The sequence below is a fragment of the Parabacteroides sp. AF21-43 genome (assembly GCF_003635435.1).
GTDB lineage: Bacteria > Bacteroidota > Bacteroidia > Bacteroidales > Tannerellaceae > Parabacteroides > Parabacteroides distasonis.
In genome coordinates this window covers 575-13,818 of record NZ_QTMG01000029.1, presented here as the reverse complement: position 1 = coordinate 13,818, position 13,244 = coordinate 575, and the positions used below count along the sequence as shown (strand labels likewise).

At 42.8% G+C, this 13,244-nt stretch carries 13 protein-coding genes and 3 pseudogenes; all 16 read right to left on the bottom strand.

Annotated elements, in window-relative coordinates; translation table 11 throughout:
• Nucleotides 1-67: 67 nt before the first annotated feature.
• Nucleotides 68-1,300 (bottom strand): NAD(P)/FAD-dependent oxidoreductase, encoded by a 1,233-nt coding sequence (locus DWX84_RS17210; protein ID WP_121961003.1) that lies wholly within the window; start codon nt 1,298-1,300, stop codon nt 68-70.
• 2 nt (nt 1,301-1,302) lie between these two features.
• Nucleotides 1,303-2,070: a glycosyltransferase family 2 protein gene (locus tag DWX84_RS17205; RefSeq protein WP_121960982.1), complete on the bottom strand. Its 768-nt coding sequence runs from the start codon at nt 2,068-2,070 to the stop codon at nt 1,303-1,305.
• Nucleotides 2,071-2,116: 46 nt separating this feature from the next.
• On the bottom strand, nt 2,117-3,217 hold the full coding sequence (locus DWX84_RS17200; RefSeq protein WP_121960983.1) for a glycosyltransferase: 1,101 nt from the start codon (nt 3,215-3,217) through the stop codon (nt 2,117-2,119).
• Entirely contained in the window at nt 3,214-4,152 is a 939-nt protein-coding gene (locus DWX84_RS17195) for a glycosyltransferase (protein WP_121960984.1), read from the bottom strand. The genes DWX84_RS17200 and DWX84_RS17195 overlap by 4 nt, the downstream gene beginning before the upstream one ends.
• Nucleotides 4,145-5,326 carry an O-antigen polymerase gene (locus DWX84_RS17190; RefSeq protein ID WP_121960985.1) on the bottom strand — a complete coding sequence of 394 codons (1,182 nt, stop codon included), beginning with the start codon at nt 5,324-5,326 and terminating at the stop codon, nt 4,145-4,147. The genes DWX84_RS17195 and DWX84_RS17190 overlap by 8 nt, the downstream gene beginning before the upstream one ends.
• Nucleotides 5,327-5,352: 26 nt before the next feature.
• Nucleotides 5,353-6,369: a glycosyltransferase family 2 protein gene (locus DWX84_RS17185; protein WP_121960986.1), complete on the bottom strand. Its 1,017-nt coding sequence runs from the start codon at nt 6,367-6,369 to the stop codon at nt 5,353-5,355.
• Complete coding sequence (locus tag DWX84_RS17180; protein ID WP_121960987.1) at nt 6,370-7,920, bottom strand: lipopolysaccharide biosynthesis protein; 1,551 nt, start codon at nt 7,918-7,920, stop codon at nt 6,370-6,372.
• Between the two features lie 352 nt (nt 7,921-8,272).
• Nucleotides 8,273-8,536 (bottom strand): annotated as a pseudogene (locus DWX84_RS17170) (transposase); the annotation flags it as partial.
• Nucleotides 8,537-8,560: 24 nt separating this feature from the next.
• Nucleotides 8,561-8,817 (bottom strand): annotated as a pseudogene (locus DWX84_RS21945) (IS66 family transposase); the annotation flags it as partial.
• Nucleotides 8,818-9,016: 199 nt separating this feature from the next.
• Nucleotides 9,017-9,160 (bottom strand): annotated as a pseudogene (locus tag DWX84_RS17155) (DUF3791 domain-containing protein); the annotation flags it as partial.
• A gap of 83 nt (nt 9,161-9,243) precedes the next feature.
• A complete protein-coding gene (locus tag DWX84_RS17150; protein ID WP_122297363.1) occupies nt 9,244-10,368 on the bottom strand; it encodes an MraY family glycosyltransferase in 1,125 nt (374 codons plus the stop codon).
• A 17-nt stretch (nt 10,369-10,385) separates the two neighbouring features.
• Nucleotides 10,386-10,529: a hypothetical protein gene (locus tag DWX84_RS21695; RefSeq protein ID WP_008774046.1), complete on the bottom strand. Its 144-nt coding sequence runs from the start codon at nt 10,527-10,529 to the stop codon at nt 10,386-10,388.
• Between the two features lie 2 nt (nt 10,530-10,531).
• On the bottom strand, nt 10,532-10,669 hold the full coding sequence (locus DWX84_RS21690) for a hypothetical protein (protein ID WP_172618146.1): 138 nt from the start codon (nt 10,667-10,669) through the stop codon (nt 10,532-10,534).
• Nucleotides 10,670-10,683: 14 nt separating this feature from the next.
• Nucleotides 10,684-11,085, bottom strand: a complete 402-nt coding sequence (locus DWX84_RS17145; RefSeq protein WP_122297362.1) for a hypothetical protein — start codon at nt 11,083-11,085, stop codon at nt 10,684-10,686.
• A gap of 53 nt (nt 11,086-11,138) precedes the next feature.
• Entirely contained in the window at nt 11,139-12,260 is a 1,122-nt protein-coding gene (locus tag DWX84_RS17140) for a transcriptional regulator (RefSeq protein ID WP_122297361.1), read from the bottom strand.
• A 522-nt stretch (nt 12,261-12,782) separates the two neighbouring features.
• A partial coding sequence (locus DWX84_RS21940; protein ID WP_233573955.1) for a tyrosine-type recombinase/integrase occupies nt 12,783-13,244 on the bottom strand: 462 nt, incomplete at its 5' end.

Here is a 13,244-nt window from a genome sequence, read left to right as displayed (position 1 = left end):
AATCAAAGTCAATACTTACCTCCGAATTTTAAACAACTTGAATTTACTCTTCTTAAACAATCTAAAATCAAATTCCCAGTGCTACTTCTTTTGCTTCCAATATATTATCCTCAATAGAACAATAAGTCCAACTTCCATACCGTCCTATGGAATAGATGTCTTTTTCTTTCAATATACTCTTATAACGAGAGATTGCTTCTTGACTTTCTTTACTAATATGTACATAAGCAGGCTTCATCAAGACAGTTTCATAGTCAACCAACTTCTGTGTTGTCACCACACCCATCCTCTTTAAATCTGTCATCACACGATCTAAATACAAGCCTTCTTTGCATAATACCTCATTTTCCGGAAAACCTATCTCAACATACAAAGACATCTTGTCTGTTCCCAATATATTGTCATAATAGCCCAACCGATAAAAAATATAATCCTTTTCAGGAACATACACCCAACTATTCCTTTGGTCGTTGCCTTTAGAATCAAAACCTAAATTAAATACCAAAACCTTATTGCATGAAAAAGTATTGGAATCATATCCCAAGCGACATTGGTCTAACAAAGAGGGTAATGGCTGAGTGGATATCAATCGATCATATTTTATTTTCCGTTTATTAGTTATCGCAACTTTCTCCTCCATGTCTATTCCCAAGAGCTCTTCATTCAAGCAGACTTTTGTACGATCTACATTCTTCAACAGAGACTGAACATATTCCATCGCACCGTCTTTAGGATAAGTAAAAGAACTATTGTAAGAGGAATTATCTTGCGAACGAAAGTTCAAGATAATATCTTCCTTATTCGCTTTTGGGAAAAAGCGTCCCATCGCATTCATATCTAACCGATCCAAATCATAGGCATACAATTTCTCATTATAAGGGATCAAGAACTTTTCAGCGATTGATTTACCATAATTGGCATAAACCATCTCCTTAAAAGAGCGTATACCTCCATGATTTACGGAAAACAAATCATAAAGACAATCGATCAGCTCCTCTTTATCCAATTGATGAATATTCTTCTGGAAAGGAAAATCTATATAATCGCCTTTATAATAAATCTGAGTGTGTTTCTCCACTTTCAACAAAGAAGAAGGAGATAAATTCTGGCAAACAAATTCTTCGATATTCGGATGTTGGAAATGAAAGAAATGCCCCGAATAATCCCACACATATCCATTCCGTTTAATCGTACGGCAATATCCTCCCGGTTCATTTTCTTTCTCTATCAACAAATAATCATTTTTTATAAAATTGGCATAACTAATACCAGATATACCCGCACCTATAATCAAATCCATCATCAACTATATTTTAAAACGCTCCTTATAGCCCAGTTTATAAAATAATAAATACTTCTCAGTAGCCCCAACTTCTCCACTTTATAATAAATCAAGAATTGAGGCTTAATCAGTTTTTTCCTGTTACGTGTGACGCTGGTGGAAACCAAACGGTAAGATGCCAAGACTTTCGGATTACCATAAGCATAGTCCACCTTATCCCGCAATATCTCCAACCAAAAGGCATAGTCATCGCGCAAGCTTTTCAATTCTTCTCTAAAATAGCGATCACCCGCTACCTTGCGATCATATATGGTAGTAAGACAAGAAATAGGATTAGATTTCAGTATATCCCTATAATTCACCTTCTCCGGAACAATGAATGGCTGTAATACTTGTTCCCCTTGTTCGTTGATACGATGATAGGAGGCGGTGACTATCGCCGCGTTCTTTTCTCTCATGAAACTCAATTGAGACTCCAAGAAAGCAGGAGACCAAATATCATCTGAATCCAAGAAAGTAATATACCGCCCCCGCACTTCGCGCAACGCTATATTCCTAGCCCCAGACGAGCCTTTATTCACCGGAGATGCGATCAATTTTATACGCTTATCCTTCTCCGCATATCTCTTCACTTCAGCTATTCCCGCGCCACCATCAGGCGAACAATCGTCTACGATAATCATCTCCCAATCCGAATAGGTTTGTGCCTGTACCGAACGAATCGTCTCACCTATAAAAGCCGCACCTTTATACATGGGTGTAATAATAGAAACCAATTCTTCCTTCATATCAATAAGTTTTAATAATTCTTTCCACTAGTACAATAAACTCATGCTACTTAATCCCTCTACCATTTATCAAATTCGTATATAAAGTGGTATATTCCTTCACTGTCGTATCTATATTAAAATCCAAACTCCTTTGCTCGCATCTACAGGCGACTTCCTCATATACTGCGGGATGCTCGGTTAAATAACGTATCTTTTCCGCCAAATCGCGTTCATTCCCATTTTCAAACAAGAGGCCGGCCCCCTCAACGACCTCACGAATACCATCTATATCCGACACGATAACCGGGCGACCTGCCGCCATTATCTCCACCGTGGAAAGGCCAAATCCTTCATAAAAAGACGCTAACACACCGATATCGCTAGCCTTTGCCAATCGCGGTATGTCCGCACGTCGTCCTAAGAAATGCACACGATGTCCTACGCTACATCTATTCACCTCTTCACGACAACGAGCCGTATCACCAGAGCCTACATAAAACAAATGATACTTCTCCGGCAACAGAGCTATCGCTCTTACGGGTGTAAGATGGTCTTTTTGGGAAAAAAATCGAGCCACCATTATTACCGCCACATCTTCACTTTTTAACCCAATCTCTTTTTTTGTATATCCCGTAGCGTTTATAAAACGTCGCAAAGGGATGCCATTATAAACAACAAGGCTCCGCCGTCCTGTCCCGGCCCAAGTATCCAAAGCGATTTTTGCGGCCTTACTCACCGCCGTTATCGCGTCATAACAGCGATAAACAAGTTTCTCAACCGGACGAAACAACCAAGGTTTCTCCCGTCTGCGATTCCATGCGGAATGTTCCGTCGTGACAAATATCCGTTTCTTCCGACATAGCAGACTGATTAATGCCACAAAATACTGCGCCGGAAACAAATGAGCGTGTATAAAGTCATACCGACGGATGTATTTATACAAGAAAAACAAGTTCAACGGATTGCGAACAGACGCATATTTCCCATGAATGACATGAATGCCAGACCTCTCAAACTCATCCGCCATAGAATCCTTATTTTTATCCAAGACTAACACATCCATAGTGGATCCCGGTATTTGCTGTTTTAAAGAAGGAAGAAGAGTAATCAGGAAAGTCTCCAAGCCTCCTTCTGATAAGGTACCTGTGATATGTAATATCCTCATAAGAATGTAGTATGATTATCCCAAAGTTTACGTGTAAGTATTTTCAAGAGAATAGGATAGGTTTTCCTATATAATGTACAATGATTTTTTAAGACAAAGTTCAACATCTGTAACCTAGATAGATTAGGGAATTCAAAAAAATCATCCAACAACTTTAAATTTTCATTCGAAATTTGGTCGCAAAAGCAGGCTGTTATCTGTTTCATTGTTTCAAACGTTTTACAATTAAGTATACCTTTCCGCTTATTATCTTTCCAAAAATTTAACGCAATCTGCAATAAACTCTTAGGACGTATCCCCGTGACATTACATTCATGTTGCCGATAAAGCATCAACGGCTTATCTATAAAAGTAATTTCACCAAACAATACCGCTAAAAATGTCACCGTAAAATCATGCATAATTGTAACACCATGATATTGGAGAACAAGTTTTTTCAACTTATCATTAAACAATGAGGAACACCCCTGTACACCTCCACAACGAAATAACATATCCGGCAAAGATTGAATAGCATAAGCGATCTCGGGCTGTCCTACTCCATCTTCCATATTATAAGAATAGGCATTACAATACACCAACTGCGGAACATCTTGCCGCCTCCTTTTCATTGTTTTCCACAACACCTCCAGTTTATTCTCCAACCAAAAATCATCTTGATCACAGAATATGGTATATGCAGTTTTACTATAAGGCAATAATGCCAAGAAATTACCAATACACCCCAACGATCCTTGTTCATCTGTTACAAGATGAATACGGTTATCCATTTTTTCATAACGACGAACAATAGTCACCGTCTCATCTTTAGAGCCATCATCACGCACATATAATTGCCACTCTTTATATGTCTGTCCGATAAGAGACAGCAGCTGTTGCTCTATATAGCGTTCGCCATTATAGGAGGCCAATAAAATACTTATTTCACTATTCATATTTAATTTTAAAACGAATAAATAACAGATGAGATATAAATAAATACTGAATACTCAATGACAAGAAAGTAAAAATCCAATCCGCAAAAAAAGCGAGTAATAAAGCATGAAAAAACAAGGCATATATCGCCACAAATAATTTCACACCCCGTCTCATAAAGTTATATAAAGTCCCCCAAGCAATTCCAACAAGAATAGCAAACAAAAAAATGCCCCAGTATCCAAAATCAACATAATAATTAAACATATTTGTATACACATTGGTAGGTAATGGAACATACGCCCATCCAGAAGCATCAAGATGTTTGATATTATCCCCCAGCCCCATAACATCCAGCACTTTCACTATACTACTAAAAGTCGCTGCGCCCGGAGTCACATTGAATGATAAATCACCTTTCAATATCAGATCAAAAGCTGGCATTGGAGACAATATATAAATCAACAAATATTCCGTTAATGTTACATCTTCAGCATCCCCTCTTACCAAAACAAGTATCGTCATTACTCCCACCAACAATAACAAACAAATTATCATTCTCGAAAATGTCAGCTTTCCATAATAATATTGCAAGAATAAAACAGCAAAAACAGAACATGCGATTCCTCCCTTATTACCTAAACATAGTAGTACAATCAAAACTGCGACAAACAGCAATTTAAAACTAATTGATTTAGCGCCATAAGTGTACATATAAGAGATGATAAACACCACCGACACATTTAAGAAATACATCAAATAGTTTAAAAGAGCAGGAAGTTCATCTTCATGATAAATAAACATATTACGAGAACCACTCATTATATTATCCCCATAATCCTTACTTATCGTATTTAGAAAACAAAGTAGAATAACATTCAATAGAACTAACAAAAGAGACAATTTTTGAAAGATCTTCATATTTGGCATCTGCCACAACAAGATCTTTGGAATAGGTAAATTGAATTTTGAAAACGCCAAAGAACAGACACAAAAAGGGATACACCACAAAAGCAGCGCACAATAAAATAAATCCGATAACGGATATAATCCATGTTGCAGTACGTTATAACACAACACCATAATCAGCCACAACATCGAGGTTAAAAACGCAGGATGAGTCCAAGAATGAGAACATTTATAGCTAAAGAGAGCTAGAAACGATAATATCACAACAACAATTATGGCCAACATGATAATTTTTCAATAAAATGCCCCAACTATAATAAATCACGCATCCTACGCTTATGATTCCAATCAATCAACCAACATGCTAATTTCGGAAAACCAATCGCAGCTAATATAAGAGTTAATCTAATAGATTTAGATAATGCTTTGTAACTCCAAATGCACTTATTAGTTTCCGGGTAAGTGGCTTTCCATGCCTTTACGTCTCGATTCGCAGCATTCCATATCAACCCGCGTTTTGATTCGAACTTGATGTATAAAACAATTAAAGCGAACTCGGTATCTTCCGACTTGCCCTGCTTCTTGAAGAAGTCTTCCAATATGGAAGCACAACGTATCTGTTCATCGATATTACGACGCGAAAGCTGCGATACCGTAGAAGAAGTATTCTGCTTGTTGTAATGATATAACGCTTCGGGAACGACTACCGTACGCTGGCTAAAATAGCGCAATCGGCAAGTGACACTTACATCTTCCCACATATTCAGCCCCGGGAAAAACGAGATTTTATTATTTACATATAAATTTCTCTTGATCAGTTTGTTCCAAACTGAACAACGCAATACATCTATATACAACAGATCTTTGTATTGCTCCTCTTTATATGGGTAACAAAGATTTTCCTGCCGACTTTTATATTCTAAACTAATATTACAACAAACTATGTCGGCTTTTGTATCCATGGCACACGCATAAAGCTTCTCCAGCATATCCGGCTCTATCCAGTCATCACTATCCACATGGATCACGTAATCACCTGTAGCATAATTCATAGCGGTATTACGAACCACGGCCAGGCCGTGGTTCGTGTCGTGGTTCACGACACGAACCGACATTTTTTCACCCCTTTCATTCCCAGAATAGGCGCGAAGCGCCTCAAAAATTTCCTCCATACTATGATCTGGGGTACAATCATTGACTATAATAACCTCCACTCCTTCTTGCATGGTCTGATTCAATACGGAAAACAGGCAACGCCTTACATATTTCTCCACATTATAGACAGGAATCAACACACTGATTTTGGGATGATTTGATTCTTCAAACATTTATTTTCGCAAATTTATGATTAGACAACATACACGTTTAAACAAGTTTATAGCATAAGTATCGGTCAGACATAACACGAACGTACTTAGCAGAACATATAGGGTAACAGATTTTAATCCATAAACACTCCAATCCCAATAAGAATTTACAGAATAGGTAAAGTAAACACGTGAGATTTTCATACAAAACATAAAAAGCACGATCATGATCACTACATATTTTGAATATCGCCTCACATATTCCCAAGTACTTTCCCTAAAACCATTATGATAAAGAAAATAAGGCTTCCAGCCACAAACAATAACCAATAGGCTAATCATAACCCCGGCCAAAATACCATCCAAGCCGAAGAAATGCCCCAACAAAATTGAAAAGCCCAAATTTAAAGAAGCCTCCGCTACAGGAGCCCATACATCTTGAAACAGGCCATAGGCAGCTATAAAGGAATCATTGGTGCGTGTCAAACTGATAAATGTGTTAATAATCAGAATGACAAAAGCTACAGGCGGCAAGATATACTCCGCACCAACCCACAATGTGACGAAAGAGTCACCCAATATGTACAAGCCGAAACAAACAATAGAAGCCAGCCACATGCGTAACAAAGTGATCTCCCAAAATACGTTCTTAATATGCCGTTTGTCATTTCCCGCAACTAAATTCCCTATACCCGCATTTAGGCCATTAAGAATGGCGTTCATCAAGGCAGTGACACCGAGCGTAATCAACATGTAGTTGCCGTAAACAGCCACCAACGTCAAGGACGCATAGGCATAAATCACCAGAGGGCTAGTCTGCGTCAAAACAAAAACACCAATCTTATGAAAAAAGAGTTGTTTCGTTTTCTTGACTATCTCGGGATAGGCATCCTTCAACCGTTTCCCATCAGCCACTTGAGACCTCAGCCACGGATATTCTCTCCGAATACTTCGGTCAAGCACATAAGAAGTAGCGACAGCCATCAATACCTCTAGTATCATCCACCAAACATAACCGTCCTGAAAATAGCAAATGGCAAGCAACTGCAAGATAACCTTGGTAATCTTTCCACCCTGCACACTCTGCGTAATCTTATACTCCTTTTGGTCAGCAGAGAGAACGACCTGCCGATAGTTGACAAAATAACCCAACAATGCGGCGATCAACAATGCGATGAACGAGCCGTAGGCATACCACAACGGCACTTGCGCCTTGGCGAATAGCAATGGGAAGAAGCACATCAATACTACAGCTCCCGCTATGATAATGAAAGCGATCCTACGATATAGCCAACCTTGGATGGACACGATATCATTTATCGCTTGGCGGTTTCCCTCGAACAAGGGCTTGTAAAGACTGTACGCCACTGCCGTGCCGATTCCTAATTCCGCAAGGTTAAGGACCCCCAGTAGATTCTGAGCCGTGGTATTCAACCCCAGTACCTCCGCCCCCAAATAATCCAAGAAAATCTTCCTTGAAAAGAACTGGAGGATCAGGTTGATGAAATAAAAAAACAACGCTACCGAGCTGTTTTTAATACTCTTGGATGTTCGTGAATCTGTTTTTGCCATATTCTTCACAGATCTATTTGCCCCAAGGCATAGGACAGTACACTTTCAAGTAATGAGACAAGTCATTCCCTATAGGAACACCTCATATCTCGTTCCTATAAGTTAAAATCCTCGCATATCTTCTTGATTATTAAGGGGGGGGGGAGGGGGGGGGAGCGATCGTAAGCACTCAATAGTGTTCACCCTCTTAAAAATCAAGAGGATGAACTTTTGATTATTTTTAAATTTAACGATTTATAATGTATTATATAGCCATTGACGTTACATCATCCTAGCACCGTCGCTTCTTTATCTCGGGAGGTTTCAAGTGTTTCAGGATACATTCTGCCTCTATCTTATACAACTCTCCTATTTACTGGACAAACCATTCCGCATCCGCGTCCTTGTTCGCCTCAAAGGTCATGGCAAACTTATTGCGTACATGCGCCCAACAGAGTATGAACTCACAGTGAGGGGTCACCTCCGCCAAGTGCTTGTAAACCACATAGCCATCAGACTGTATGCTCCCGAGGAAACTTCCCAAGAATGTCTCTATGGGACGGCTGCCGCAGCTGTCATCCTCCTCGTTGTCATAGAAGAAATAAGTGACATTCTCCAATTTATTCACCAAGGCCCATACATACTTCTTATAATAATGACCCTACTTGGTCGCGTCTCCCCCATTGGCTAATGAGATCTTAGCGGGGATTAAGTTCTGATAATCCCTACAGCCATTAAAGATTTTATGGAAAAATGTCCCGATGAATACCCAGGCTGAACTCCCTTGTAACTTCACGGTTCCTATCACGCTATGATAAGTGGTAGCCATTTCAGCCCACCATCACTTCCATAATGTAGAGCGGTGTTTCGCCGGGTGGTCAACTTACAGATCGCTCATTCCGCTAAATTATTATCTAACAGTGCCGTTCAATTTGAATTCGAATAGATAAATATAGTTTGCTGTTTTAACAACAGCATCGGCACAACCTTTAGCGCAGATCAAACTACTCACTGCCTGTCCCCAAGTTCCCTCAATAAATCATTTAAAATATAATCGTCACTCATCAAATGAAGTCCATACTTGCTATCATGCAACATAGAATAAGTGCGCATATCATAGAAGATGACGACGCACCAATCCGACCTTTTCCAAACGTCTACGCATTTCCATCGGAGAGATACTCATTTCCTTGGCGGAGGCTTCTATGGCCATCACCGCAAAATGGATCTTATCTCCTATTTCTGCTTGTCGAGTATCCATGAGTCTTATATTTATCCTTCTTTATCTACAAATAAAATCACATTTACGATTTCCCCACACCTATCCCGATAATAATTCTTCACTTACCGCAGTTGTTCGCTCTCTTTCCGTTCCCGATTACGCTTAATCAGCCCATTCAAGCCTACATGCAATATACTCCAGCAAAAGAGGTTTAAGAAAAACAAATAGGTTATGTCAACACGCCATGCCAACGAGCTATTAAGCAGGATAAAGAAAGCGGAAATCGCAATGATACAAACCATCACTATCCGCACCCGCATCCCCGTGCGCAACAACTTATGATGAAAGTGATTCTTATCCGGCAAAAACGGATTCTTGTGCTCACGCAGGCGATGCAAGACCACACGGATCACGTCCAGCAGCGGAACCAGTACCGTAGAGAAAGCGATCACCATGTACGGGTTGGACAATGTCGGAGAGACCTCGTTCGTCACGCTCATGTGGATGATCAGGAAGCTGATCACGTAGCCCAGCGTAAGGCTGCCGGCATCCCCCATGAAAAGCTTATGTCCACGGTTGGCGTTACCGAACACGTTGTAGCACCAAAAGGGCATAAGGATACCCAGCGTACAGATCGCCAACAAGGCGTAAACATACTGCCCACGAAGAAAGAATATCACGCTCAAGACCGACAAGGCGATACAACACAGGCCCGAGGCCAGGCCGTCGATACCATCAATCAAGTTAATGGCATTTGTTATATATACCACGATAAACACCGTAAACGGCACCCCTACCCAAACCGGCACCGAGTAAATACCGAACAAGCCACCAAACGAGTCGAACCAGTTGCCGGATAGCACCAGCAGCAACGCAGCGGCGATCTGCACGGCGAACTTATAGCGGTAGCCTACACCGACCAGATCGTCGCAAACACCCACCAGATAAAGCAGCGTCATGCCCACGAACAGGAACAGGTACTCATAAAGCATATTGAATGACAAGCTCGAGGTGTCCATATCCCAAAAGTACAGACGAAAACCGATCACCAAGAACATCGACATCAGGATCACCGGAAAAAAGGACAGCCCACCCAGACGGGGAACCGGCATCGTATGTACCTTACGGGCGTCCGGGACATCATAGAGCCGTTTCTTATGGGAAATCACCAAGATCCTCGGGATGATCACCATGCCGAGCGATACGGCAAACAGGAAACCGAATAATAGAAACAAAGATGTTTGCATGATCCTAACGTATAAGATTAATTCTTTCCTCCATCCATCTTCCCCCGCATGTAAGCGATATACCGCTCCACGGCCTCGTGGGCCAGCCGGCGGAAACGATCCTCGTCATCCAGATGTTCCCAAAGGAGGTCCAACAGACGGACATAGATGCTGAAATGCATGTCTATACCTTTTTTAAAGCGTTATAGGTACTGCCGCCCATACCTCCGGTTACGCAGACGATGGATTTGGTCAGCTTGGTGACTTTCAGCAGCGTGTCGATGTAATCACCCAGACGGGGAAAGGATTGTTGTCGGTACATATGTGATAATCGTATTAATTTCTCTGAAATCCGTACGTGTGGGGATACGGCAGTCCCGATACCTCCCGGTCGTGCCACAACCGGTAATCTTCCGCAGGGAAAACGGGGACGGTCAATCGCTTATAATCCGGCTCGTCGATCCGCAAGATATGCTTGCGGGCGTACGAACGCAGCGAGCGATCCGTTACGGACACCATCACGACCGGAAACGGATACCCGAACAGGCGCATCGGCGTGGTCTCGCTGTCCGGGAACGCACGGCGTAACTGATAGGCCGAACGCTCGAAGGCGACCCAGTAAGGCCCCGTACAATACAAGTGCATGGAGGTATGGTTCGCACGCTCGCGCCCCATGATCTCGCACAAATGGTCGTTCAGCAACGCCACCAAACGAACGCCGGAAGGAAGGGTAGACATCAAATTTGAATTATGAATTTTGGATTATGATTTAAACTGTCAACTGCCACTTCTCAACTGTCAACCGATTCGTGGCCCAGCCATCTATCATAGTCGCCCAGCCGGCGGATCAAGGATAATTTACTTTTCTTAGGCGAGAGATCGACTTGCCAAGGATCCACTAGCTCGTGTGCCATGCGACGGTAGAGAGCGTTATCCGTACAGCCGTACAAGGTGACCAGCAACAGGGCACGGGATTGCGGTGCTTTCACGACAGGCAATAAGCCGCGCATCGTGTCGTGCAAGCGAACGAAAGCCTCCTCATCGCCCGACAGCTTATAGGTCGGGAGGAGCAACGCGCACAGCTTGCAGCGCATCACGTCTGTCTCCGCACGCAAAGAGGCATACCCCCGCAGTACCTCGCCGGCCAATCGTCGATCCTCCTCGCAGACACTGCCGGAAGCATGGTAACGTCCCAAGGCCTCGTGCAGGCCCTCCGACAGGCGGTCGTTGTCCAGATGGGTATAAACGTGCTTGCTCTTCGCGTTCAACTCGATCAACTCGTACTCACCCGCCTTCACCTCGAACAAGGGTACCCACATGCAATCCAGTATGCGCGCCATCACCTCCTTATGACCGCCGCCCGGCTGGATCACCACCTCGGCCTCCATCCCGGTAAAATAACCGGATGTTATGCGTACCCGATCCCCCTTCAACAAGCGGGTACTCTCCGGCACGTACACCGGAAGCTCGTTGGAGTAAGCCTCCGCCACCCAGCGCAAATTCGCCATCTCCTGATCCAAGAGGTGCGGGAAATAGGTCGTACTCCCGGAAGAGACACGGGGAAGGAAATTATACAAGGGGAGTGCCTGCTTCATGCGGAAGATTTCCTCTACCGAAGAACGGATAAACACGTAGTTGAACAGCAAAGGTCGCCTCGTGTTGACCAGCTTGCCACCCACCTTTCGTACCTCCACGTACGAGGGGGCGAAATACTCGAAAAGAGTCTCTCCCCGACGTTCCCGCCGGGAAAGCTCCACGTCCAAGCCTTTGGAGGGACTGATCCGGTCACGCCGTCCACCCGCGGCGGTAGGAAGCGTGAGCACGTACCAGCGCACGGCTTTCAAGTCATGACGCTTGCCGGCCTGTGTCAAGCCCCCCTTCGGGCGATCGTTTCTCAAAATACGCGTCGGCATGATTCTCTTTTCCCTAAGATATACGAGGAGTTCCCCTCTGATTAAACGACAATTCAAAGCCCTGCCAAGCGTACCCTATTTACGCCTAACACACAGCACTTTAAGTTTTCAAATATGGCATTTCTGAAAATTACCATACCTAGTGAATATTTAGCTACTCGGGAAGTAGCTTAAAAGGTTGGAAAATGGTTATTACCCAGTTGTAGAGACGGAGCGTGCTCCGTCTCCCACCGTCTGACAGTAATTTAGAATACCATTTTGAGGGGATGAGACGGGGCACGCCCCGTCTCTACAAGAATGTATGTTCGATTTTTAGGAGGGACGTGATGATGTAGGAAATACGAGATCATTTCGTCTCTATTGCCATGTCTATACACTAGGAATAAGAACGAAGATTTAAGGAGAATCAAGGTCGGAGCACAAACTAATGAACAAACTAAGCCTTATGATTGCTTGTTATTTGTTATTTTTTATTACTTTTGCGCCGTGAAAGAATACGCTACTTCCCAAGTAGCAAGCCTCTTACCCCACTTTGGGTATCGGTTTACACACGCTCTCAAAACAATTCCGGTTCACTGTCGACAAACGTTCCAACGAGAAGCTCTTCAAATAGATCTGTGTTGTCTTAATAGACTTATGCCCCAACAACTCACTGATAACCTCGATCGATACATCTTGTTCCTTCAAGAACGAGGCGAATGAATGACGGATCGTATATGAGGTGACCGGAAGCGTAACGCCTGTCGATCTCGCCAACAACTTCAAGTCACGGTTAAAGCGGGACAGGGTCCTGTTATATTCTTTGTAGGCCGCCTCACCGGTTCTCCTTCCACTCAAAAAAGGAAATAAATAAAGGGATTCCTTTGCCGTACAAGCGGACAACTCATCCAACAGCCGCAACGCCCCGGAGGGAATCTCCAGCTGTATGAGAGACCCGCTCTTTTGTCGGTGATACTGCAATATCCCATCCCGGATATTCTCCCA

What these genes read in the sequence shown, in the direction of transcription:
- DWX84_RS17210 (WP_121961003.1), bottom strand. Translation starts at nt 1,300, where the DNA reads ATGGATTTGATTATAGGTGCGGGTATATCTGGTATTAGTTATGCCAAT.
- DWX84_RS17205 (WP_121960982.1), bottom strand. Translation starts at nt 2,070, where the DNA reads ATGAAGGAAGAATTGGTTTCTATTATTACACCCATGTATAAAGGTGCG.
- DWX84_RS17200 (WP_121960983.1), bottom strand. Translation starts at nt 3,217, where the DNA reads ATGAGGATATTACATATCACAGGTACCTTATCAGAAGGAGGCTTGGAG.
- DWX84_RS17195 (WP_121960984.1), bottom strand. Translation starts at nt 4,152, where the DNA reads ATGAATAGTGAAATAAGTATTTTATTGGCCTCCTATAATGGCGAACGC.
- DWX84_RS17190 (WP_121960985.1), bottom strand. Translation starts at nt 5,326, where the DNA reads ATGTTGGCCATAATTGTTGTTGTGATATTATCGTTTCTAGCTCTCTTT.
- DWX84_RS17185 (WP_121960986.1), bottom strand. Translation starts at nt 6,369, where the DNA reads ATGTTTGAAGAATCAAATCATCCCAAAATCAGTGTGTTGATTCCTGTC.
- DWX84_RS17180 (WP_121960987.1), bottom strand. Translation starts at nt 7,920, where the DNA reads ATGGCAAAAACAGATTCACGAACATCCAAGAGTATTAAAAACAGCTCG.
- DWX84_RS17150 (WP_122297363.1), bottom strand. Translation starts at nt 10,368, where the DNA reads ATGCAAACATCTTTGTTTCTATTATTCGGTTTCCTGTTTGCCGTATCG.
- DWX84_RS21695 (WP_008774046.1), bottom strand. Translation starts at nt 10,529, where the DNA reads ATGCATTTCAGCATCTATGTCCGTCTGTTGGACCTCCTTTGGGAACAT.
- DWX84_RS21690 (WP_172618146.1), bottom strand. Translation starts at nt 10,669, where the DNA reads ATGTACCGACAACAATCCTTTCCCCGTCTGGGTGATTACATCGACACG.
- DWX84_RS17145 (WP_122297362.1), bottom strand. Translation starts at nt 11,085, where the DNA reads ATGTCTACCCTTCCTTCCGGCGTTCGTTTGGTGGCGTTGCTGAACGAC.
- DWX84_RS17140 (WP_122297361.1), bottom strand. Translation starts at nt 12,260, where the DNA reads ATGCCGACGCGTATTTTGAGAAACGATCGCCCGAAGGGGGGCTTGACA.